The sequence below is a fragment of the Brachybacterium sp. ACRRE genome (genome assembly GCF_022346485.1).
Lineage (GTDB): Bacteria > Actinomycetota > Actinomycetes > Actinomycetales > Dermabacteraceae > Brachybacterium > Brachybacterium halotolerans.
In genome coordinates, this window is record NZ_JAKRMO010000039.1 from 11,964 (window position 1) to 35,214 (window position 23,251).

Sequence of the window (23,251 nt, forward strand, 5' to 3'; positions counted from 1 at the left end):
GTCGCGCGGGAACCTTCGTCGCGACGCTACCCGCGGCACGCAGCGCCGACGCATGCCTTGCCACGCGTTGCTGCTCGCCCCGGCCCGGCCGTCGGCCGGCCGCGGTGCGCGTCACCACGACGCGTGCCGTCGGGCCCGCCTGCGGGATACTCGAGCCCATGCCCGCCACCCTCCAGACGGACCGCCGCGCCCCGTCCGTGCTGAGCGTCCTGCGCGATCCCCGCCTGCTCTCGATCGAGGTGCTCGGCGGGCTGGTCACCGCGTTCGCGCTGATCCCCGAGTCGCTGAGCTTCGCCATCGTCGCCGGGCTCGACCCGCGGATGGGTCTGTACGCGGCGTTCACCATGGCCTGCGCGACCGCGGTGCTCGGCGGGAGGCCCGCCATGGTCTCCGGGGCCGCGGGCTCGATCGCACTGGTGATCTTCCCCGTCGCCCGCGACCACGGCGTCGACTTCCTCATCGCGACCGTGATCCTGGGCGGGATGCTGCAGATGCTGCTGGGCGGCCTCGGCGTGGCCCGGCTGATGCGGTTCATCCCCCGCTCGGTGATGGTCGGATTCGTCGACGCCCTCGCGATCCTCATCTTCTCCGCCCAGCTCCCGCAGCTGATCGGCGTGCCCTGGCTGGTCTACCCGCTGGTCGCCGCCGGCGTCGCCATCATCGTCCTGTTCCCGCGGCTGACCCGCCGCATCCCGGCCCCGCTCGTGACGATCCTTCTGATCACGCTCGCGGCGGTCAGCCTCGGGGCCGACGTCCCGACGGTCGGCGACCAGGGCGCCCTGCCCCATAGCCTGCCCGTCCCCGGCCTGCCGCACGTGCCGCTGACCCTGCACACCCTGGGGATCATCGCCCCGTACGCGGTCGCGATGGCGCTCGTCGGCCTCATGGAATCGCTGCTGACGGCGAACCTCGTGGACGACATCACCCGCACCCGCACCTCCCGCACGCGCGAGGCCCTCGGACAGGGCGCGGCGAACGTGATCACCGGGGTGTTCGGCGGGATGGGCGGCTGCGCCATGATCGGCCAGACCATGGTCAACGTGAAGCAGGCGGGCGCCCGCACCCGGCTCTCCTCGTTCCTCGCCGGCGCCTTCCTCATCACCCTGTCCGTCGCCCTCGGCGACACCGTCGGCCGCATCCCCATGGCCGCCCTGGTCGCGGTGATGCTCGTGGTCGCAGCCACCACCTTCGACTGGCACTCGCTGCGCACCCTGCCCCTCATGCCCCGCAGCGAGACCGTCGTGCTGCTGGTGACCGTGCTCGGCACGGTGCTGACGGACAACCTCGCCGTCGGCGTGATCCTCGGGGTGATCACGGCCGCCGTCGCGTTCGCGCGGCGCGTCGCCCACATGACCGAGGTGGTCCGCGACCCCGGAGACCCGGGGTTCTACCGCGTGCGCGGCCAGCTGTTCTTCGCCTCGAGCAATGATCTCGTCGAGCAGTTCGACTACGACGCGGGCCCCTCGCACGTGACGGTCGACCTGAGCGGGGCGACGGTGTGGGACGCCTCGAGCGTCGCGGCGCTCGACGGCGTGCGCGAGCAGTACCACCGCACCGGACGCAGCGTCGAGTTCACCGGGCTCGACCGGATCTCCGACCACTATGTGCAGCGCCTCGGCGGGCGGCTCGGCTGAACCACCTCGCGGCTGCAGGCCGACGCGCGGGGGATCGACGCTCTCCCTCCGACCTCGTGACCACGACAACGCGCGGCAACAGCGGTGCCTGACCAGGCACGTCGGTCCCGCCCGTCGGCAACATCGTGCAATCGGTCACGTCCGCTGCATCGGCCGGGGGAGATTCAGCGCTCAGCACCGGCCCCCGCAGCCCGCCACGGCGGCGGAGGGCGGGCTGACCTCCTCCGACAGCGACCGGCTGTCTCGAGACCGAGCCGCACCGTCGCGGCCCTTCCGAAGGGGACACCGATGTCTCACGTCAACGACACCACGAAGCACGCCGGGTACGCCTACTACGGCTCCGGCCTGCCCACCCTCGCTCCGCCCAGCTCCGAGGCGCCGAAGCCCCCGAAGCGCGCCCGCGCCGTCGCGGCCCTCGGGTTCTCCCAGGCGGTCGACAACTCCGAGTCCGGACTGACCAAGACCTTCTTCCCGCTGATCGCCGCCGCCTTCGGCCTCGGTTACACACAGTTGGGCATCTTCAGCGCGATCCCGATGTTCGCCCGCATGATCTTCGGGCCCACCTGGGCGATCGCGGCGGACCGCTTCGGCCGCAAGCGGGTGCTCGTGCTCGTCACCGGCGTGTGGGGCCTGTGGACCGTCGCATGCGGCTTCGCCACCAGCTACACCGCGCTCGTGGTGCTCTTCGCCATCTCCGCCGTGGGCACCGTCGCCTCCGAGCCCGTCCTCAACGGCATGCTGCCGGACCTGTTCAAGCAGTCCGAGCGGGGCAAGGCCTACGGCATGGTCCGCGGCATCGGCGGCGGCGTCGGCATCCTCATCGGCCCTGCCATCGGCCTGTTCGGATCGAATCCCGAGGGATGGCGCTACGCCCTGTGGACGATGGGCGCCATCTCGATCGTCTCGGGCCTGCTGATCCTGCTGTGGGTGCCCAAGCCGGCCGTGAAGTCCGTGAGCGTCACCGACGACCCGGAGTCCGGCACCTTCCGCCTGCGCGACGTGGGCCAGCTGTTCAGGATCCCCACCATCTGGATGATCGTCGTCATGCTGCCGTTCATCACGTCGCTGATCCTGCTGAGCTTCTACACCCAGTTCCTCGTCGACGTGCGCGGGATGGGCGTGCCCGAGGCGGCGCTGGTGATGGCCGTGTTCTCGCTGGGATCGATGTTCTCCGCGTTCCTGGGCGGGTTCCTCGGCGACCTGGTGACCGCGCGCTTCGGCTACAAGGGCCGCATCATGCTGATGCAGGTCTACCTGGTGTGCTTCGCCGGCACGATCTTCCTCGCCACGCAGATCGACTCGACCAGCCGGGTGTTCATCTATGCGGCGACCTTCGTGATGGGGCTCGTGTTCTCGATCGGCTTCTCCGGCTGCGTGCTGCCGATCGTCTCGACCGTGGTCCCCAAGAAGCTCGGCGCCTCGGCCTTCGCCTTCCTGTTCTCGTTCGTCCAGGGCGGCATCACCGCGATCCTCTCGATCAACATCGGCATCATCGCCGACGTCTTCGGCGACCTCCAGGTCACCTTCCTCTGGTTCTGCGTCGTCCCCTACCTGATCAACGCCGTGATCTGGTGCGGCTTCTACTTCTGCTACCCGCGGGACGCCGCCCGGCAGGCCGAGCGCGAGCGGCGCGAGGCCGAGGCGCTGGCCGCCCGGGGCACCGCGGGCGGCGAGCCCGGGCCCAGCGAGCAGCCGCTCGGCGTCTGACCCGGCCGGTCGCGCACCCCGCGCCCCGGCCTACCCTGGGCCCATGGCAGCAGCCCGCAGCGGGCCGACGACCCCCGCGCATGTGAGCGCCCTCCTGGACCGGATCCGGTACGAGGAGGGCGCTTCGCGCGTCCTCGTCTCCCGCGCCGCCCGTCCGACGCGCCTGGGCCGGGGTTGGGACAACAGCCAGTGGCACGTCGGGGACCTCGAGGACGGCACGCGCGTGGTGCTGCGGGTGCCGGAGCGGGAGATCGCCCGCGAGATCCTCCAGCACGAGATCGCCCTGCTGGGGAATGCGGACGCCCTGCCGGGCACCCTTCCGTTCTCCCGCCCTCGTCTGCTGGGCCAGGCCCCGGCCGATGCGCCGGGCGGGCCCGCGGCGCTGCTCACGTGGATCGAGGGCGATGTGGTCGCGGAGCTCGTGCGGAGCGCGCCGGGCACCGCGCCGCGGCTCGCCGAGCTGCTGGCGATCTCCCTCGCCGCGCTGCATCGGACGGCGCCGACGGGGCATCCCCGCGGGCGCGTGCGGGGCGTGCCCCTCGAGCGGCGCAGCGCGGCCGTCGCCGAGGAGAGGTCGCTCCTGGATCGGCCGACGGGGGAGAGGGTGCGCGCCGCGTGGGAGCAGGGCCTGGACGCGGATGTCTGGGACGGCCCCGACCTGCTGCTGCACGGCGATCCGCATCCGGGGAACCTGGTGGTGCCCGCGGAGGGATCCTCGCGCGATGGCGCGACCCGGCTCGGTCTCATCGACTGGGGCGACACCTGCGCCGGCGATCCCGCGAGCGATCTCGGGGCGATCTTCCACCTCGATCCCTCGGGCGGCGCCATCCGCACCTATCTGCGGCGTGCGGCCTGGGCGCGGGAGGCGGATGCGCGTGCCCGGGACGCGCTCGTGCTGCGCGCCCGGGCGTGGGCCGCACGATTCGCCTCGGCGATGCTCTCCCACCCGGCGCATGCGGAGGAGACCACTCACGCCGCCCTCGAGCACAGCGCCCGGCGGATGCTCGACGCGCTCAGCAGACCTCGGTCGCGCCGCGCGCGGTGACGAAGGCCTGGACGCAGGTCTCGATGTCCTCGGGGGAGTGCGCCGCGGAGAGCTGCACGCGGATGCGCGCACGGTCCTTGGGCACGACGGGGTAGGAGAAGGCGGTGACGTAGACGCCCTGCGAGAGCATGGCGTCGGCGATCTTCGCCGCGCGCCGCGCGTCGCCGAACATCACGGGGATGATCGCGTGCTCGCCGTCCAGCAGCTCGAAGCCCTCCTCGACCATGCGGCGCCGGAACAGGGAGGCGCCCTCGAACAGCTTCTCGCGCAGGTCCGCACTGCCCTCGACGAGGTCCAGGGCGGTGAGGGTGGCGGCGACGATCGCGGGCGCGAGCGAGTTGGAGAACAGGTAGGGGCGGGCCCGCTGGCGCAGCAGGTCCACGATCTCGGCGCGGCCGGAGACGTAGCCGCCGCTGGCGCCGCCGAGCGCCTTGCCGAAGGTGCCGGTATAGATGTCGACGCGATCGGAGACCCCGAAGTGCTCGGGGGTGCCGGCGCCCGTGTCGCCCATGAAGCCGACGGCGTGGGAGTCGTCGACCAGGACGAGAGCGCCGTACTCGTCGGCCAGGTCGCAGATGCGATCGAGCGGCGCGAGGTACCCGTCCATCGAGAACACGCCGTCGGTGACGATGATCGTGCGGCGAGCGGGAGCTCCGTCGTTCTGCGTCCGGGTGGCCTCGAGCTGGGCGCGCAGATCGTCCATGTCGGCGTTGCGGTAGCGGTAGCGGGAGGCCTTGGACAGCCGGATGCCGTCGATGAGGGAGGCGTGGTTCAGCGCGTCGGAGATGATCGCGTCGCCCGCGCCGAACAGGGACTCGAAGACGCCGCCGTTGGCGTCGAAGCACGAGGAGAACAGGATCGTCGCCTCGGTGCCCAGGAACTCGCTGACCTTCTGCTCGAGCTCGAGATGCAGGTCCCCGGTGCCGCAGATGAAGCGCACCGAGGCCATGCCGAACCCGCGCTCGTCCAGCGCCTTCTTCGCGGCCTCGATGAGCCGCGGGTCGTCGGCCAGGCCCAGGTAGTTGTTCGCGCAGAAGTTCAGCACCTCCGCCGGGGCGTCGCCGAAGGCCGCGGCCTCGACGTGCGCTGACTGCGGGGTCGAGATCGTGCGCTCGTTCTTGAAGGTGCCCGCCTCGCGGATCTCCTCGAGCTCGGCGGCCAGCTGGCCCTTCACGTCGGCGTACATCAGGGGTGCCTCCTCAGGCGGGCGATGATCGGTGCGGTGCGGTGCGGTGAAGTGCGATGGAGCAGGGCGGGTCAGGAGCCGTCGAACACGGTCCAGTCCAGCACGACCTTGCCGCCGCTGCCCGAGCGCGCGATCTCGAAGGCGCGCTCCCACGCGGTCGCGGGAAGCACGTCGGTGACGGTCGCGCGGATCCGCTCGCGCAGCAGGGGGCTCGTGGAGATCATCGCGCTCATCGCGTTCCAGGTCTCGAACATCTCGCGTCCGTAGATCCCCTGCAGGGTGAGCATGTGGGTGATGACCGTGGTCCAGTCCAGCTCGAAGTGCCGTGCGGGCAGGCCCAGCAGGGCGATCTTCCCGCCGTGGTTCATGTTCGTGATCATCTCCTGCAGGGCGCTGGGCTGCCCGGAGATCTCCAGACCCACGTCGAAGCCCTCCTTCATGCCGAGCTCGCGCTGCACGTCCGTGATCCGGCGCTCGCCGACGTTGACGGCGAGGTCGACCCCCGCGGCGCGTGCCATCTGCAGCCGGTGCTCGTGCACGTCCGTGATGGCGACGAAGCGCGCTCCCGCGTGGCGGGCCACGGCGGCGGCCATGAGGCCGATCGGACCGGCGCCGGTGATCAGCACGTCCTCGCCCACCAGCGGGAACTTCAGGGCCGTGTGCACGGCGTTCCCGAAGGGATCGAACACGGCGCCGAGCTCGGGGCTGATCAACTCCTCGCGGCCCTCGTGCTCGTGCACCCAGACGTTCTGGTGGGGGATGACGACCTGCTCGGCGAAGGCGCCGTCGCGCTGCACGCCGACGCTGCGTGTGCGGATGCACATCTGGCGCCGGCCCGCGCGGCAGTTGCGGCAGACCCCGCACACCACGTGGCCCTCGCCGGAGACGCGGTCGCCCACGCGCACGTCGGGGACCTCGGAGCCGATCTCGACGACCTCCCCGTAGAACTCGTGCCCCGGGGTGAAGGGGACCGTGTCGCACATGGCCTCGGCGGAGGAGTCCCAGGCGAGAAGATGCAGGTCGGTGCCGCAGAGCCCTGCCCGCAGCACCCTGATGCGCACGTCCCAGGGGCCGATCGCGGGGACGGGCACCTCGGTGAGCTCGAGCCCCGGTCCCGGCGCCGTCTTGCGCAGGGCGCGCATCGTCTCTGTCATCCCCGTGTCTCCTCCTCGAGAGCCGTCGCCCGTCACCTTATCCGCCCCTGCGCAGGTGTGCGCGTTCAGCGCGAGAACGCGCACGGATGCCGAGGGGCGGCGGCAGTGCCCGGCCCCGCGGGCGGGCACCGGGAATCGGGGCGACCCCGACGCCTCCGAACGCCTAGCATGTCCCATCATGAGCGCGCGCCCGAGCACCACCGAGACCCACCCCGAGGCACCGCAGCTCGCGATCACCTACCCGGGCGAGCTGCCCGTCTCCCAGCAGCGCGAGGAGATCCTCACCGCGCTGCGCGAGAACCAGGTCGTCGTCATCGCCGGCGAGACCGGATCCGGCAAGACCACGCAGATCCCCAAGATGCTCCTCGAGCTCGGCTTCGGCGGGAACGGAAAGGTCATCGGCCACACGCAGCCGCGACGGCTCGCCGCGCGCAGCGTCGCGAGCCGCATCGCCTCCGAGCTGGGGGAGAAGCTCGGCGAGGGGACCGTCGGCTACCAGGTGCGCTTCACCAAGGAGGTCGCCCGCGGCGCCCGGCTGAAGCTGATGACCGACGGCATCCTGCTGGCCGAGCTCGGTTCGGACCGCCTGCTGCGGCGCTACGACGCGATCATCATCGACGAGGCCCACGAGCGCTCGCTGAACATCGACGTCATCCTCGGCTACCTCCGGCAGATCCTTCCGCAGCGCCCCGACCTCAAGGTCGTCATCACCTCGGCGACCATCGACCCCGAGCGCTTCGCCCAGCACTTCGCCACCAGCGGGGCCGACGGCGCGATGCACCCGGCGCCCGTCCTCGAGGTCTCCGGGCGCACCTATCCGGTTGAGGTCCGCTACCGGCCGCTCGTGATCGACGCGGAGGTCGCCGCCGAGGAGGCCTCGGAGGCCGACGAGCTCGAGGACATCCACTCCATCGAGCGCGACCTCGACGAGGCGATCATCGACGCGGTCGACGAGCTCGCCGCCGAGGGGCCGGGCGACATGCTCGTCTTCCTGCCCGGCGAGCGCGAGATCCGCGAGATCCGCGACAGCCTCGAGCAGCACCTGGGCTCGGGAGGCCGGGGCCGTCTGCCCACCGAGGTGCTGCCGCTGTTCGGCCGGCTCTCCGCGAACGACCAGCAGCGGATCTTCTCGCCGCGCCCCGCGGGCACGCACCGCCGGATCATCCTGTCGACCAACGTCGCCGAGACCTCGCTCACCGTCCCCGGCATCACCTACGTGATCGACTCGGGCCTCGCCCGCATCTCCCGCTACTCCCAGCGCACCAAGGTGCAGCGCCTTCCGATCGAGCCGATCTCCCAGGCCAGCGCGAACCAGCGGTCGGGCCGCTCGGGCCGCACCCATCCCGGCATCGCGATCCGTCTCTTCTCCCGCGAGGACTTCGAGACCCGCCCGGAGTTCACCGAGCCCGAGATCCTGCGCACCAACCTCGCCTCCGTCGTCCTGCTGATGACCTCCCTCGGGCTCGGGGACGTGGAGTCCTTCCCGTTCGTGGAGCCCCCTGCCACGCGCGCCGTGACCGACGGCGTGCGCCTGCTCGAGGAGCTGCGCGCCATCGAGACCGACCCGAAGGCGCCGGGAGGACGGCGCCTGACGGACATCGGCCGGCTGCTCGCGCGCTTCCCGCTGGACCCCCGGATGGCGCGCATGCTCATCGAGGCCGACCGCCTCGGCGCGCTGCGCGAGGTCCTCGTGATCGTCGCAGGGCTCTCCATCCAGGATCCGCGCGAGCGTCCGCTCGGCTTCGAGCAGCAGGCCAAGGAGAAGCACAGGCGCTTCGAGGACGAGACCAGCGACTTCCTGGGCCTGCTGAACCTCTGGAACCACCTCCAGGAGCGGCGCAAGGAGCTCTCGGGCAGCGCGTTCCGCCGCGAGGTCCGCGGCGAATACCTCCACTACCTGCGCATCCGCGAATGGTGGGACCTGCACTCCCAGCTGAAGGACATGGCGAAGGACGCCGATCTCCACCTCAACAAGAGCGAGGCCGATCCCGCGCGCATCCACCAGGCGCTGCTCGCGGGGCTGCTCTCCCACGTCGGCCTCTACGACGACCGCAGCCGCGAGTACTCCGGCGCCCGGGGCGCGCGGTTCGCGCTCTGGCCCGGATCCGCCCTCGCCAGGAAGCGCCCCGAGCTCGTCATGGTCGCCGAGCTCGTCGAGACGTCCCGGCTCTGGGGACGCACCGCCGCGAGGATCGACGCCGCCTGGGCCGAGGAGATCGGCGCGCACGTGGTGCGCCGCTCCCACTCCGAGCCCTACTGGTCCTCCAAGCAGGCCTCCGCGATGGCGCACGAGAAGGTCACCCTCTACGGGGTGCCCATCGTCGCCGACCACGTGGTGCCCTTCGGCCGGGTGGACCCCGAGCTCGCCCGGGACATCTTCCTGCAGAACGCCCTCGTCGAGGGGGACTGGCGGACCCGCCACCATTTCTTCCGCGACAACCGGGCGCTCATCGAGAGGCTCGAGGAGCTCGAGGCGAAGACCCGTCGGCGCGACCTCCTCATCGGCGACGAGCAGGTCTTCGCGTTCTACGACGCGCGCATCCCTGCCGACGTCGTCTCCGGCCGCCACTTCGACGCCTGGTGGAAGAAGCAGCGGCACATCACCCCCGACCTGCTCACGCTCACCGAGGACGACCTGCTCGCGGCCGACGAGTCCGTCACCGCCGCGATCCAGGCCGATTTCCCCGACACCTGGGTGCAGGGGGACCTCACGCTGCCGCTCAGCTACTCCTTCGGGGACGTGGGTGCGCGCGGCAGCGACGGCGTCACCGCGACGATCCCCCTCGCGGTCCTCAACCGCGTCACCCCGCGCGGCTTCGATTGGCTGGTCCCGGGGATGCGCGAGGAGCTCGTCACCGAGCTCATCCGCTCCCTGCCCAAGCCCCTGCGCCGCCACCTGGTCCCCGCCCCCGAGCGCGCGAAGGCGGTCGCGGCGACCCTCCACGACGACGACCCGGACGCCGGCGAGGCGTTCGTCGAGGCGGCGGCCGACGAGCTCGTCGCCCTCCCCGGCGTCCCGCAGGACCTCGAGCTGTACGGCCCCGAGTTCGACCTCGCCCGCATCCCCTCCCACCTGCGCATGCACTTCCGGGTGGTCGACGCGAAGGGTCGGGAGATCGGCGCGGGCGACGACCTCGGCGCGCTCCAGAAGCGCCTGAAGACGCGCATGGACGCCTCGGTCACCACGCAGGGCGAGGACCTCGCCCGTCGCGACCTCCCAGCCTTCCCCGAGGCGGGCGTCCCTGCGGTGCATCGCAGCCGCGTCGGCGGTCTCGAGGTGACCGGGTATCCGGCGCTGGTCGCCGTGCGCGGGGCCGACGGGCAGGTCGAGCGGGTGGACCTGAAGGTGCTCGCGACCGCCGAGGAGCAGGCGAGCGCGCACCCCGAGGGCGTGATCGCGCTCGTGGACCGCGAGCTGCACCCGGACCTCGCGTCCGTGCTGAACGCGCTGCCGAACCCCACGAAGCTCGCCGTCGCGCAGTCCCCGTACCCCTCGAGCGCTGCCCTCCTGGCCGACGCGTCCGCGGCCGCGACCGCTCATCTGGTGGGCGACGCGGGCTCCGTGCGCACGCGCGAGCAGTTCGACGCGGCGCTCGCGCGCGTGCGCACGGACCACGACCGGGTCGCGGCGCAGGCCGTGCGCGACGCGGCCGCGGCCCTCGCCGCCCACGCGAAGCTCGCGAAGTCGCTCGGCCGCGTCTCCTCGCTGACGATCCTCCAGCAGCTCACCGAGATCCGCGAGCACGCCGCGGGCCTGGTGGGGGAGCGCTTCGTCTCCCGCACGGGGGTCGAGCACCTGGGCGACCTGGTGCGCTACCTGCGCGCCGACGGGATCCGGCTGGAGAAGCTCGAGGAGAACCCTCCGCGCGACGCGAAGCTCGCCTGGCAGGTCCACGACGTCGAGCAGCTGTGGGAGCGCGCCCGCGCGAAGCTCTCCCGCTCGCGCGCCGCCCAGGAGGACGCGACGCGCATCCCCTGGCTGCTCGAGGAGTACCGGGTGAGCCTGTTCGCCCAGACCCTGGGCACCCGCGAGACCGTCTCCGACAAGCGCCTCCGCACGGCGATCGCGGCGCTCTCGGCCTGAGCCGGCGCCGCGGGACGTGACACACGCCCCCTGATCCGTGTGCTCGGAGCCACCTCCGTCGATCGCATACGCAACTTTTGCGTTCGCCGTGGTGAGCGCACTGCGGAGGATCCCGGAGGGCGCTGGGCGGCGTCTGAACGCCCGCTCGACCGGTCACGATGAGGTCACGGAGGCTCTGCGGGCGCCGGGTCAAGGAGTTCATGCCCGCGCAAAGAACCGCGGTCGGACTCGGGCGAACCGGACAGATGCCCTGTTCACAGCGCTTCGTGCGCTCGCTAGCGTCATCGGCGTCCTTCCGGATCCCGGAACCACAGACCTCGAAGGTGCCTCGCATGACCCTCTCCCGCCGCCGCCTGCTCCTCGCCGGGACCATCGGACTGACCGCCCTCGCCACGGCCGCCCCGGCCATGGCCGCCGACGCCGACTCCGACGACTGGACCGAGTCGTTCATGACGCGCGCCGAGACCCGCGAGGGCTTCGCGCTGGACGCGATGGACGACTGGCAGGTCGAGAACGCGCGCTTCATCATCGCCGTCTGCAAGGGCCATGACATCAGCGCCCACGGCACCCAGATCGTGCTCGCGACCGCGATCGTCGAGGCGTGGCTGTACAACTACCAGCCGGCCGTCGACCTCGACTCCGGCGGTCTCTTCCAGCAGCGTCCCTCGGCGGGATGGGGCACCGAGTCCGAGGTGCGCCACAAGAAGAAGGCGATCGACGCGTTCCTCGGCCTCGGCGACCACTCGAGCGCCCCGGGCCTCCTCGACGTCGCCCCCGACTACGACGACTGGGATCTCGGCGAGGCCGCCCAGGCCGTCCAGCAGTCCGCCTACCCCGACCGCTACGCCGAGCAGGCGAGCGCCGCGGAGACCCTGTGGGAGCGCTACTCCGACGAGGTGAAGTCCTTCACGGACTGAGCCGTCGACCGCCCGTCGGTCGGTGGATGAGCCGCCTCCGTACGGGCGGACGGACACGGCGGGGATCCGTCCAGGGCGCGCCGCGCCGAGGCGTCCCGCAGCGGCGGCCCGCGACGTTACGATGAGCCGCATGTCACCGGCGCCATCAGTCAGCTACTCCATCACGATCCGTCTCGAGTTCGCCGCCCACTCCGCGGCGGTCAGCGACATCACCGGGACCATCGAGGCGCACCGCGCCCTGGTCACCGCGCTCGATGTCTCCGCCTCCGGGCCCGAGCGGATGCGCGCGGACCTCACCGTCCTCACCGCGGACAACGACCACGCCATGGAGGTGGTCGAGGCCCTCAAGGACCTCGAGGGGGTCGAGCTCGGCAAGGTCTCCGATCGCACGTTCCTCGCGCACCTGGGCGGCAAGCTCACCGTCGAGTCGAAGGTCCCGATCCGCCACCGCGACGACCTCTCGATGGTCTACACCCCGGGCGTCGCGCGCGTCGTGAAGGCGATCGCCGAGCACCCCGAGGACGCCCGCAGCCTCACCATCAAGCGCAACACCGTCGCCGTCGTCTCCGACGGCTCCGCGATCCTGGGCCTGGGCGACCTGGGTCCGCTCGCCGCGATGCCCGTCATGGAGGGCAAGGCCGCCCTCTTCAAGCGCTTCGCGGACATCGACGCGTTCCCGATCTGCCTGGACGCGCACTCCGTCGAGGACATCGTGTCCCACGTGAAGGCGATCGCCCCGGTCTTCGCCGGCATCAACCTCGAGGACATCTCGGCCCCGCGCTGCTTCGAGATCGAGGACCGCCTGCGCCAGGAGCTCGACATCCCCGTCTTCCACGACGACCAGCACGGCACGGCGATCGTCGTGGTCGCCGCGCTGCGCAACGCCCTGCGCGTGGTCGGCAAGAGCATCGCCGACGTGCGCATCGTGCTCTCGGGCGCGGGCGCCGCGGGCACCGCGATCCTGCGCCTGCTGCGCGCCGCGGGCGCCCGCGACGTGGTCGTCACCGACATCGACGGCATCGTCCACGAGGGGCGGGAGAACCTCGAGGGCCGCCTGCCCTGGATCGCCGAGGTCACCAACCCGCGCCAGCTCACCGGCGCGCTCAGCGACGCCATCACCGGGGCCGACGTGTTCATCGGCGTGAGCGCCGGGAACATCCTCACCGCCGACGACGTCTCCCGCATGGCGGACCGCTCGATCGTGTTCGCGATGGCGAACCCGACCCCGGAGATCGATCCGGCCGAGGCCGCGAAGCACGCGGAGGTCGTCGCGACCGGCCGCAGCGACTTCGCCAACCAGATCAACAACGTCCTGGCCTTCCCCGGGGTGTTCCGCGGACTGCTCGATGCGCGCGCCACGAACGTCTCGGACCGGATGCTGCTCGCGGCCTCGAAGGCCCTGGCCGACGTGGTCTCCTCCGAGGAGCTGAACCCCACCTACATCGTGCCGAGCGTCTTCAACGAGGGCGTCACCAAGGCGGTGGCCGCGGCCGTGGAGCACGTCGCCCGCGAGGAGGCCGGCACCGTGGACACGATCACCGGGGCGATCCCCGCGGTCTACGCCGAGGAGATCCACCTCTGAGCCGAGGGCCCGCGGCCCCGTGCCCTCCCGGGCGCGCGGCCCGCACGGTCCCTCCGCCCCGTGAAAGCACCAAGTTCACCGAAAACGGGTGACACGCGGAGGTAACTTCACTACCCTCGAGGGATGTTCCCTGCGTCACACCAGAGGGTGTCGGGGCTCGACGTCCTGATCGCGGACCCCGGGAGGCTCGAGGCCGAGCTCCCGGGGTGCGCGCGTCCCGGCCTGCTGACGAACTTCGCAGCCACGACGTCCGAGCTGCGGCGCGGCGTCGATGCGCTCGTGGAGGCGGGCATCCGTCCGCACTGCCTGATCGCCCCCGAGCACGGGTACTGGGGCAGTGAGCAGGCGGGGGAGGGCGGCGCCGACCAGCGGGATCCCGCGACCGGCATCCCGGTGCTCTCCTCCTACGGGGTGCACGGCGAGGATCTGGTCGCCCTGCTCGAGCGCAGCGGGATCGACGGACTGCTCGTGGACCTGCAGGACATCGGCTGTCGCTTCTTTACCTATCCCTGGTCGATGGTCGACGCCATGCAGGCGTGCGCCCGCCTCGGCCTGCCGGTGCACGTCCTGGACCGCTCGGCCCCGCTGCCCGCCGCACCCCTGGGCCCCGGTCTCGACCCCGCCTGCGCGAGCTTCGTGGGGCGCATGAACATCCCCCTGCGCCACGGCGGCCGTCTGGGCGACGTGGCACGTCACGCCGCGGCCCACCACCTCGAGGACCCTCTCGACCTCTCCATCACCCCTGCACCGGGGACCGACGGCTCCGCCCGCTGGGTGCCGCCCTCCCCGAACATGCCGACCCCCACCGCGCTCGCCCTCTACCCGGGCACGTGCCTCGTCGAGGGCACCACCTGGAGCGAGGGCCGCGGGACCACGACCCCCTTCGAGGTGCTCGGCGCACCATGGGCCGACCGCCGCTTCGCGGACGCCCTGCGCGAGCTCGAGCTGCCCGGCGTCCTCGTGCGCGAGGTCCAGGTGCGCGCCACGCACGGGGACTTCGCCGGCCGGATCCTCCACGGTGTCCAACTCCACCTCGCCGACGATCCCGCCGCGCTCGTCGGCGGCGCTCCCGACGACAGCGGGACCGCGACGAGCGGCGGCTTCGACCCGATCCGCATCGGGCACGGCGTGCTCGCGGTCATGCGCGCCCAGCACGCCGGCGGGGAGTTCTGGCGCCGCAACGCCCCGGAGCGCCCTCCCTTCATCGATCTGCTCTGGGGCTCGAGCGCACTGCGCGAGGGGGTCGACGACGGCGCCGATCTCGCCGAGATCCTCGCCGCCTCGCCCGTTCCAGAGCTCCTCGACAGGGACGGTGCGACCGCATGACGAGGACGGCGGGGACGGCGGGCCCGGCGGGGCCGACGAGCGGGGTCATCCGCGTGCGCGAGGAGCTGCGCCCCGGGGATCTCCCGGCGCTCGCCGCGCTCACCACGGGCACCGCGCGACCCCTCACCGCGCAGGAGCTCACGCAGCTCGTGCTCGCCGACCCCGATCCGCGGAGCTCGATCGTGCTGGTCGCCGAGGACGCTGAGAACACCGGGGGCACCGAGGAGGCGGCGGGACGCGCAGGGGATCCGGCACCGGTGGGCTTCGCGCACATCGCAACGCAGGACGGCGCGGCGTACCTGGTCAGCGGCGCGGTGCACCCCGCGCACCGCCGCCGGGGCATCGGCACCCTCCTGCTCGACGCGGCGCTCGCGCACGCACGCCGGTGGGGCGCCGAGAGCCTCGTGATCAGCGGACGACCGAGGGGCTACGCGGCTCCCGGCATCGACGAGGCCGCCGACCCCGGCACCGCCGCCTTCCTCCGCGCCCGCGGAGCGCACGAGGTGGGGAGCGCGCTCGCCATGGAGCGCGAGCTCACGGGTCCTGCGGAGGGGACCCCGGCCGGCGGCGCCCACCCTCCCGATGTCCGGATCGCTCCGTGCGCCCCCGAGGAGGTGCCCGGGATGCTCGCCGCCGTGCGCCTCCACCTGTCCGAGGACTGGGCGCAGCTTCTCGGCGCCCACGTCGCGCACCGCGCGGAGGAGGAGTCTCGAGGGCACCATCCGGCGGACGGGCCGGCGGGCACGATCCTGCTCGCCCGTGACGCGACGGGGTCCGCGGCGGAGCCCGTGGGGGAGGTCCTCGGCATCGCCGCCTGGGACATCGTCGGCGCGGATCCCGAGCGCTTCGGTCCCATCGGCGTGCTGCCCAACGCCCGCGGACGCGGGGTCGGCGGCGCCCTGCTCGACGCCGCCCTGGTGCGCATGGCGCACGCGGGCGCCCGCCGCGCCTGGTTCCAGTGGACCTCGACGAGCGGTCCCGCCCACCGCATGTACCTCTCGCGGGGCTTCCGTCCGCTCGCGACCACCACGCCCTTCGAGCTCCCCGTCCGCCCCGATGCAACTCCGATCCAGGCAGACCCGATCCCGGCAGTCCCGATCCCGAAGGAGAGGTCGCGCCCATGACCGCCCCGTGCCCGCCCCCGTCGTCCCCGCGTCCCGCGCGCCGCACCGTGCTCGGCGCGGCGGTCGGCGCCGCCGGCCTCACCGCCGTCGGGCTCTCCTCGTGCGGCCCCGCCGCGCAGGACTCCGAGAACCCGCCGCTGCGCATCCACGCGAACGACGTGACCGTCTACCAGCCGAACTTCAACCCCTACTCGCCCACGGCCCTGCAGGGCGCGAGCGGGCTCATCTTCGAGCCGCTCATGGTGTACACGGCCATGGACCCCGAGAAGCCCGTGCCGTGGGTCGCCGAGAAGATCACCTTCGGCGAGGACGGCACGAGCGCGGAGATCCTCGTGCGCGAGGGCATCGTGTTCACCGACGACCATCCGCTGACCGCGGAGGACGTCGAGTACTCCCTGCTCATGCTCCGCGACAAGCCCGCGACCAACGGCTCCGCGCTGCCGATCAAGGATGCGAAGCGCACGGGGGAGCGCACCGTGGAGGTCTCCTTCGACGGGCCCTCGTTCGCGCACGCGCCGACGCTGGGCGGCTCCTACGTCGTCCCCAAGCACATCTTCGAGACCCTCGACGTCGAGAAGGACGCGATCGCCGAGCCCGTCGGCTCCGGTCCGTACATGCTCGATCGCTTCTCCGACCAGCTCTACACCTTCCGCCGCAACGAGAAGCACTGGGCGGTCGAGGACTTCGAGGTCCCCGAGCTCTACTACCCCTCGTACTCCACGGAGACCTTCAACACCGCGCTGCAGGCCGGCGAGATCGACTGGTCCGGCGGGTTCGTCGCCAACGTCGACAAGATCTTCGTCGCGAAGGATCCCGAGCACCGCGGCTACTACTACCCGGGCCTGGGCGTCGTGAACCTGACCTTCAACCTCGAGAAGGACCTCTGGCAGGACCTCGAGCTGCGCCGCGGCATCTCGCTCGCGATCGACCGGAAGCAGATCGCGGACATCGCGATGCTGGGCTACGTGGGCCCGCCCCATCCCACCGGTCTGCCGCGACCCACCTTCGAGCAGTACATCGCGAAGAGGTACCAGGGGAAGGAGTTCGAGTTCGACCCCGACAAGGCGGAGAAGGTCCTGGACGACGCCGGCTACCGGCGCGGCCCGGACGGCGTGCGCGCCGCCGAGGACGGCACCAAGCTCGAGTTCCCGCTGCAGATCCCCTCGGGCTTCGTCGACTGGGTGAGCGTCACCCAGGTGTTGAACGAGCAGCTGCAGAAGATCGGTGTCCGCTTCACCCCGCAGGGCGTCTCGATGGAGTCCTGGACGGAGAAGCGCAACGCCGGGAGCTTCGACGTCACCCTCTCCACGGTGTCCGCCGGCGCCAGTCCCTGGTTCATGTACCGCTCGATGCTCTCGAGCGAGCACCGGAGCAAGGACGGCACCGTGCTCGCGAACTTCCAGCGCTGGTACGACGACGACACCGACGATCTGCTGAACGCGTTCACCGCGACCGACGACGAGGCCGAGCAGCAGCGTTGCATCGACGGCCTCGAGGACATCGTCGTCGAGAAGCTTCCCGCACTCGCCCTGGTCACCGCCCCGAACTGGTTCAACTACAGCACCGAGTTCTGGTCCGGATTCCCCGATCCCGACCATCCCTACGCGCTCGGCGCCCCCTACAGCCCGATCGACAGGATCCTGGTGCTGCGCGAGCTCACCCGGACCACCGACTGACGGAGGATGCGATGAAGTACCTCGCGCGCAAGATCGGGCTCTACGTGTTCATCGCGTGGGCGGCCCTCACCCTGAACTTCCTCATCCCGCGGCTCATGCCCGGCGATCCCGTGACCCTGCTGCTGGAGAGCTCCCAGGGGGCGATCGATCCCGAGGCCAAGAAGGCGATCGCCGAGGCCTACGGGGTCAGCGACGACCCCCTCCCGGTCCAGTACCTCGACTACTTGAAGGACCTGCTGCACGGGGATCTGGGCACCTCCATCAGCCACTTCCCGGTGCCCGTCATCGACATCATCTCCGGGGCGCTGCCGTGGACCCTCGGGCTCGTGGGCGTGGCGACGATCGTGAGCTTCCTGCTGGGCACCGCACTGGGCGTGCTCCTCGCATGGCGCCGCGGCACCTGGTCGGACCATGTGCTGCCGGCGCTGACCTTCCTCAACGCCATCCCGTACTTCTGGATGGCGCTGATCCTGGTGCTCGTGCTCTCGGTCCATCTGAGCCTGTTCCCCAACGCCGGCGGCTACGAGAGGATCCTCTTCCCCGGCTGGACCCCGGAGTTCATCGGCTCGGTCCTCTACCACGCCCTGCTCCCGGCGATCACGATCGTCATCGGCTCCTTCGCCGGCTGGGTGCTCTCGATGCGCAACATGACCGTGACCGTCATGGGCGAGGACTACGTGTCCCTCGCGGAGGCCAAGGGCCTGCCGCCGCGGCGGGTGCTCGTCACCTATGCCGCCCGCAACGCGATCCTGCCCTCGATCACCGGCTTCGCCCTCTCGCTGGGGGCGGTCGTCGGCGGCTCCATGCTCACCGAGGTCATCTTCAACTATCCGGGCGTCGGATACACCCTGTTCAGCGCCGTGCAGGCCCAGGACTTCCCGCTCATGCAGGGCCTGTTCCTCATCATCTCCCTCGCGGTCATCGCCGCGAACCTCGTGGCCGACGTGGCCTACGTGTTCCTGGACCCGCGAACCCGGCAGGGGGCCTGACCCATGTCCACCACGAGTACCTCCCTCACCCGCCTCATGCCCCGCAGCGGCAAGGTCCGCGCCGGGATCCTCATCGTCGTGGTGTTCGTGCTGATCGCCGTGATCGGCCCGCTCACCGCCCGCTTCTCCCCGCAGGCGACCTCCTTCGACCTGCTGCGCCCGCCCTCGGCCGAGCACTGGATGGGCACCACCCAGACCGGCCAGGACGTCTTCGCGCAGTTCGTCACCGGAGCGCGCGTCTCCCTGCTCGTGGGCCTCGTCGCGGGCGTCGTCTCCCAGGTGTTCTCGGTGATCATCGGCCTGCTCGGCGGGTACCTGCGCGGGGTCGCCGACGACCTCCTGTACATCCTCACCGCGGTGTTCCTGGTGATCCCGGGCATGCCGCTGCTGATCGTCCTCACCGGCTACCTGCCCAGCCGCGGCATGTTCGCGATCGCGGTGGTCATCGCGATCACCTCGTGGGCGGGCTCGGCGCGCGTCATCCGCGCGCAGACGATGTCCCTGCGCGGCCGGGAGTTCGTCGAGGCGGCCCGCGCGAGCGGGGAGTCCCGCACCCGGATCATGTTCGCCGAGGTGCTGCCGAACATGCTCCCGCTGGTCGCCTCCGGCTTCCTGTTCTCGGTGATCGGCGGCATCCTCTCCGAGGCGGGCCTGTCGTTCCTGGGCCTCGGCTCGCTGACCACGGTCTCCTGGGGATCGATGCTCTACTTCGCCCAGAGCGGGCAGGCGCTGCTCTCGGGCGCCTGGTGGTGGTACGTCCCGCCGGGCCTCGCGATCGCCGTGATCGGCGCGGGCCTCGCGCTCATCAACTTCGGCATCGACGAGTACGCGAACCCGCGGCTGCGCACGGGCTCCTCCCGCCGCCGCGCCGTGCGCGGATCGCTCGCCGCGGGCGGCGATGCCACCACGGCCGACGCCGCCGCCGGCGGGGCCGCGGTCAGCGCGGGGCCGACGGGGCCCGCGGCGCCGTCGGCCCCTGCGCGGGCGACGGGCGCCGCGCTCGCCGACACCGTGCCGGATGCCGATCCTGTGATCCGACCGTCGGACGTGCCCGGCGACCCCGTCATCGAGGCCGATCACCTGAGCGTCGACTACCCGACCGAGCACGGCACCGTGCACGCGGTCGACGACGTCACGCTCACCCTGCACCGCGGGGAGATCCTGGGTCTGGCGGGGGAGTCCGGCAGCGGCAAGTCGACGCTCACCAACGCCATCACCCGGATGCTGCGCCCGCCCGCGCGCATCGCCGCAGGATCGGTGACCTACACCGCCGCCGCCGGGGACAGGACGGATCTGCTCTCCCTGGACGCCCGCGGTCTGCGCGCGATCCGCTGGACGGAGATCGCCGTGGTCTTCCAGAGCGCCATGAACGCCCTGAACCCGGTGACCACGATCCACTCCCAGTTCGACGACGTGATCCGCGTGCACCGGCCCGACCTCGGCCCGGCCCGGCGCACCGAGCTCGCGCGCGAGCACCTGCGCCGCGTGGGCATCGACCCCGAGCGTCTGGGGGCCTACCCGCACGAGCTCTCGGGAGGGATGAAGCAGAGGGGCGCGATCGCGATCGCCCTGGTGCTCGAGCCGGACGTCATCTTCATGGACGAGCCGACCACGGCCCTGGACCTGCTGGTCCAGCGCGAGGTGCTCGACCAGATCGTGCGACTGCGCGAGGAGTACGGCTTCGCGATCGTCTTCACGACGCACGACCTCGCCCTGCTGCTGGAGATCTCCGACTCGATCGCCGTCATGCGCCGCGGGCACCTGGTCGAGTACGGGCCCGCGGCCGAGATCTACCGCGACGCCCGCCACCCGTACACCCGGAGTCTCCTGGACTCCCTCGAAGCCCTCGGGAGCCTCGCATGAGCATCGCCGCCGACCCCAGCACCCCCGACCCCAGCACCCCGGACACCCCCGCGCGCGGCGAGGTCGTCCTCGAGGGCAGGCACCTGGTCAAGGAGTACGGCGTGGGCGACCGCCGCGGGCTGCTGCGCCGCCGCCGCACCCTGCGCGCCGTCGACGACGTCTCCCTCGAGCTGCGCCGCGGACAGGTCACCGCGCTGGTGGGCCAGAGCGGCTCGGGCAAGTCCACGCTGGGCCGTCTGCTCGCGCGTCTGGTGCCGCTCACCGACGGGGAGATCCTGCTGCACGGGGAGCGGGTGGCCGGCGGATCGGGAGGAGCCGGAGGATCGGCCCGATCCGGAGGCGCCTCGCCGCGCGAGTACACCGGGCAGGTCCAGCTGACGCTCCAGGACCCGTTCGCCTCGCTCAACCCCCTGCGCCGGATCAGCTACATCCTGGGTCGCGCGGTGCGGCTGCACCAGGACGCGTCCGGGGCCGACGAGGTGCGCGAGCGCAGCGCGGCGCTGCTCTCGCGGGTGGGCCTCGAGCCCGCCGAGCACTACCTGGACCGCTTCCCGCACGAGCTCTCGGGCGGGGAGCGCCAGCGCGTCTCCTTCGCCCGCGCGCTCGCCGCCGGGCCGTCCGTGCTGCTGGCCGACGAGCCCGTCTCGATGCTCGACGTGACGATCCGCAAGGCCATGCTCGACCTCATCGACGACCTGCGGCGCGAGGAGGACCTCGCGGTCCTCTACATCACCCACGACCTGGGCAGCGCCCGCCGCTACTCGAGCGAGGTCCTGGTCATGCACGAGGGGCGCGTGGTCGAGCGCGGGGAGTCCGCGCAGGTCATCAGTGATCCGCAGGACGAGTACACGCGGCGTCTGCTCGCGGCCGCCCCGGATCCGCGGCGCTCCATCGGGACGCCCGGCGCCTGATCCTCTGCTCCGCGGTCCACGCGAGCACCCCGATCGCGATCCCGACGAGGTCGGCGAGGACGTCGCCCGGGTCGGCCGAGCGGTGGGGGAGCAGCGCGCCCTGGAGGACCTCGATGATCACGGCGTGGGCCGCGGCGGCGAGCACCACCCAGCCGATCGGGAAGCGCCGCGCGGGCGCGAGCAGACGGCCGAACGCCCAGACGGTGAGGGCGAAGACGCCCACGTGGTAGACCGTGTCGATCCGCACGGGGCCCGCTGGTCCGGTGTCGGGGACGCTGGGCAGGTAGAAGCCGATGTTCGCGAGGAGCGCGAGGCCCGCGACGAGCACGCGGACGCGGGAGGTCACGGGCGCGGCCCTGCCGACGCCGGTGCCGACGGCGATGTCGATGCCGGTGCGAAGGCGAGGCGCGCCATCTCGCGGCGCGCGCCGAGCACCTCGAAGCGCCCGCGCCGCGGGTGCACGCGGTTGGTGAGCAGCGCAGCGACGGTGCCCGTGGCGGGGTCTGCCCACAGGGCGGTGCCCGTGAACCCCGGATGCCCCAGCACGCCGGGCACGAGAGATCCGTCCGGGTGCTCCTGGCCGATCCTCACGCCGAGCCCCTGGCGCCACGGCGCACCCGTGGTGGCGGGGAGGGCGAGCTGGTCGCGTCCGATCTCGCGCCGCAGATCCTCCGGGAGCCGGGGCCCGGGCGCCGTGCCCGCGAGCACGCGCGCGATCGCGAGGGAGTCGTCGAGGGTCGCGAACAGCCCCGCGTTGCCCACGCCGCCGAGGGCCCAGGCGGTCTCGTCGTGCACCTCTCCGCGCACGAGCCCGCGGGGCGGATCCTCCTGGAACTCGGTCGCCGCCGCGCGGGCGCGCGCGTCATCGTCGGGCCGCCAGGTGGCGTCGGCCGCGCCGGCAGGGGCCAGCACGCGCTCGCGGGCGAGGGCCGGGAGGTCCTTCCCGCCGAGGCTCGCGAGGAGCTCGCCGAGAAGGATGAACCCGATGCACGAGTAGGCGTGGGCGGTGCCCGGAGCGGCGGCGAGCTCCGCGCGACCGATCTCCGCGAGGCGCTGCTCGCGCGTGCCGACGATGCGCCACAGCGGGATCGTGGGCGGCAGTCCCGCGGTGTGCGTGAGCAGATGGCGCACCGTGATCCGCGCGTCGGGCACGAAGGCCGGATCCAACAGGTCCGCGGCCCGGTCCTCGAGGTCCAGGGACCCGTCCGCGAGCAGGGTCGCGGCGGTGAGAGCGGTGACGACCTTGGTCACCGAGGCCATGTCGAAGAGCGTCCGGGGGCCGACGGGATCTACTGGGCCGGCGGGATCCACCGGGCCGACGGGGCCGGGCAGCAGCGACCCGTCGGCCGCGAAGCTCACGGCGGCCCCGCCGAAGATCCGCAGGGAGCCCCCGTCGACGACGTCGGGCCCGCTGATCCCCGCGGCGACCGCGCCCGCGCCCTCGTGGGAGTCCTCGACCGCGCCGTCGGCCGATGAGCCGGCGGCGCCCCGCCGCTCGCCGCGCGCCCCCGCGAGCAGCGCGTCGACGAGGGCCTGCAGGCCCCCCTGCTGGGCGTCGGGCCTCGCGCTCACGTGATCCCCCTCCACACCGGAAGCTCCATGGGTGTCCGATCCTGCCACGCCGACTACCCTCGGGAACGACGACGATCAGCCCGAAGGAGCCTGACATGCCCTCGATCTCCGATCCCGACCGCCTCGACCCGTATCGCGAGGACCCCGGCCAGTCGCCCGGCGCGACCGCCGTGCTGGACCGCGAGACCAAGGAGCGCGAGGAGAAGACCGACGACGGCGACCACGACCGGTTCGCCCACTACGTGCGCCGCGACCGGATCACCCAGGCCGCCCTCGACGGCACGCCCGTGATCGCCCTGTGCGGCAAGGTCTGGGTGCCCGGGCGCGACCCCAAGAAGTACCCCGTGTGCCCGGAGTGCAAGGAGATCCACGACGGCCTGCGCGAGCCCAACGACGGCGGCGACGGAGCGGGTGGCGGCAAGGGCGGCTCGGGCGGCGGACGCGGCGGGTTCCGGGGCTTCTTCGGCGGTCGGCGCTGAAG

At 72.2% G+C, this 23,251-nt stretch carries 17 protein-coding genes; 13 read left to right on the plus strand and 4 right to left on the minus strand.

Annotation, left to right across the window (positions count from 1 at the left end):
* The first annotated feature begins 158 nt into the window (after positions 1 to 158).
* The 3 genes from MHY49_RS12075 (at position 159) to MHY49_RS12085 (ending at position 4,386) form a co-directional block, all read left to right on the plus strand.
* A complete protein-coding gene (locus tag MHY49_RS12075; RefSeq protein ID WP_239204430.1) occupies positions 159 to 1,634 on the plus strand; it encodes a SulP family inorganic anion transporter in 1,476 nt (491 codons plus the stop codon).
* 288 nt (positions 1,635 to 1,922) lie between these two features.
* A complete protein-coding gene (locus tag MHY49_RS12080) occupies positions 1,923 to 3,341 on the plus strand; it encodes an MFS transporter (protein WP_239204432.1) in 1,419 nt (472 codons plus the stop codon).
* A 43-nt stretch (positions 3,342 to 3,384) separates the two neighbouring features.
* On the plus strand, positions 3,385 to 4,386 hold the full coding sequence (locus MHY49_RS12085) for a phosphotransferase (protein ID WP_239204434.1): 1,002 nt from the start codon (positions 3,385 to 3,387) through the stop codon (positions 4,384 to 4,386).
* On the opposite strand, the gene MHY49_RS12090 is transcribed toward MHY49_RS12085, so the two are convergent.
* Positions 4,355 to 5,572 carry a glycine C-acetyltransferase gene (locus tag MHY49_RS12090; protein WP_239204436.1) on the minus strand — a complete coding sequence of 406 codons (1,218 nt, stop codon included), beginning with the start codon at positions 5,570 to 5,572 and terminating at the stop codon, positions 4,355 to 4,357. The two genes, MHY49_RS12085 and MHY49_RS12090, sit on opposite strands and share 32 nt — an antisense overlap.
* Before the next feature lie 71 nt (positions 5,573 to 5,643).
* Positions 5,644 to 6,714 (minus strand): L-threonine 3-dehydrogenase, encoded by a 1,071-nt coding sequence (gene tdh / locus MHY49_RS12095; RefSeq protein ID WP_200503154.1) that lies wholly within the window; start codon positions 6,712 to 6,714, stop codon positions 5,644 to 5,646.
* Positions 6,715 to 6,904: 190 nt separating this feature from the next.
* Between tdh and hrpA the strand changes: the two genes are divergently transcribed.
* The 9 genes from hrpA (at position 6,905) to MHY49_RS12140 (ending at position 21,198) form a co-directional block, all read left to right on the plus strand.
* On the plus strand, positions 6,905 to 10,810 hold the full coding sequence (hrpA, locus tag MHY49_RS12100) for an ATP-dependent RNA helicase HrpA (RefSeq protein ID WP_239204438.1): 3,906 nt from the start codon (positions 6,905 to 6,907) through the stop codon (positions 10,808 to 10,810).
* Positions 10,811 to 11,142: 332 nt separating this feature from the next.
* Positions 11,143 to 11,727: a hypothetical protein gene (locus MHY49_RS12105; RefSeq protein WP_200503123.1), complete on the plus strand. Its 585-nt coding sequence runs from the start codon at positions 11,143 to 11,145 to the stop codon at positions 11,725 to 11,727.
* Between the two features lie 130 nt (positions 11,728 to 11,857).
* Positions 11,858 to 13,309, plus strand: coding sequence for an NAD-dependent malic enzyme (locus tag MHY49_RS12110; protein WP_239204440.1), 1,452 nt, complete (start codon positions 11,858 to 11,860; stop codon positions 13,307 to 13,309).
* 123 nt (positions 13,310 to 13,432) lie between these two features.
* A complete protein-coding gene (locus MHY49_RS12115; RefSeq protein WP_239204441.1) occupies positions 13,433 to 14,635 on the plus strand; it encodes an exo-beta-N-acetylmuramidase NamZ domain-containing protein in 1,203 nt (400 codons plus the stop codon).
* Complete coding sequence (locus tag MHY49_RS12120; protein ID WP_239204442.1) at positions 14,632 to 15,759, plus strand: GNAT family N-acetyltransferase; 1,128 nt, start codon at positions 14,632 to 14,634, stop codon at positions 15,757 to 15,759. The genes MHY49_RS12115 and MHY49_RS12120 overlap by 4 nt, the downstream gene beginning before the upstream one ends.
* Positions 15,756 to 17,435: an ABC transporter substrate-binding protein gene (locus MHY49_RS12125; RefSeq protein WP_239204443.1), complete on the plus strand. Its 1,680-nt coding sequence runs from the start codon at positions 15,756 to 15,758 to the stop codon at positions 17,433 to 17,435. The genes MHY49_RS12120 and MHY49_RS12125 overlap by 4 nt, the downstream gene beginning before the upstream one ends.
* Before the next feature lie 11 nt (positions 17,436 to 17,446).
* Complete coding sequence (locus MHY49_RS12130) at positions 17,447 to 18,424, plus strand: ABC transporter permease (RefSeq protein ID WP_228358034.1); 978 nt, start codon at positions 17,447 to 17,449, stop codon at positions 18,422 to 18,424.
* Between the two features lie 3 nt (positions 18,425 to 18,427).
* Positions 18,428 to 20,287 carry a dipeptide/oligopeptide/nickel ABC transporter permease/ATP-binding protein gene (locus MHY49_RS12135; protein ID WP_239204444.1) on the plus strand — a complete coding sequence of 620 codons (1,860 nt, stop codon included), beginning with the start codon at positions 18,428 to 18,430 and terminating at the stop codon, positions 20,285 to 20,287.
* A complete protein-coding gene (locus MHY49_RS12140) occupies positions 20,284 to 21,198 on the plus strand; it encodes an ABC transporter ATP-binding protein (protein ID WP_239204445.1) in 915 nt (304 codons plus the stop codon). Before MHY49_RS12135 ends, MHY49_RS12140 begins: the two co-directional genes overlap by 4 nt.
* Here MHY49_RS12140 and MHY49_RS12145 read toward each other — a convergent pair.
* Together MHY49_RS12145 and MHY49_RS12150 are read right to left on the minus strand one after the other, a co-directional pair.
* Positions 21,113 to 21,544, minus strand: a complete 432-nt coding sequence (locus MHY49_RS12145; protein WP_239204447.1) for a VanZ family protein — start codon at positions 21,542 to 21,544, stop codon at positions 21,113 to 21,115. The genes MHY49_RS12140 and MHY49_RS12145 overlap by 86 nt on opposite strands.
* Entirely contained in the window at positions 21,541 to 22,770 is a 1,230-nt protein-coding gene (locus MHY49_RS12150) for a serine hydrolase domain-containing protein (RefSeq protein WP_239204449.1), read from the minus strand. Before MHY49_RS12150 ends, MHY49_RS12145 begins: the two co-directional genes overlap by 4 nt.
* Positions 22,771 to 22,865: 95 nt before the next feature.
* Between MHY49_RS12150 and MHY49_RS12155 the strand changes: the two genes are divergently transcribed.
* Entirely contained in the window at positions 22,866 to 23,249 is a 384-nt protein-coding gene (locus MHY49_RS12155; RefSeq protein ID WP_228358039.1) for a DUF3039 domain-containing protein, read from the plus strand.
* The last annotated feature ends 2 nt before the right edge of the window (positions 23,250 to 23,251 follow it).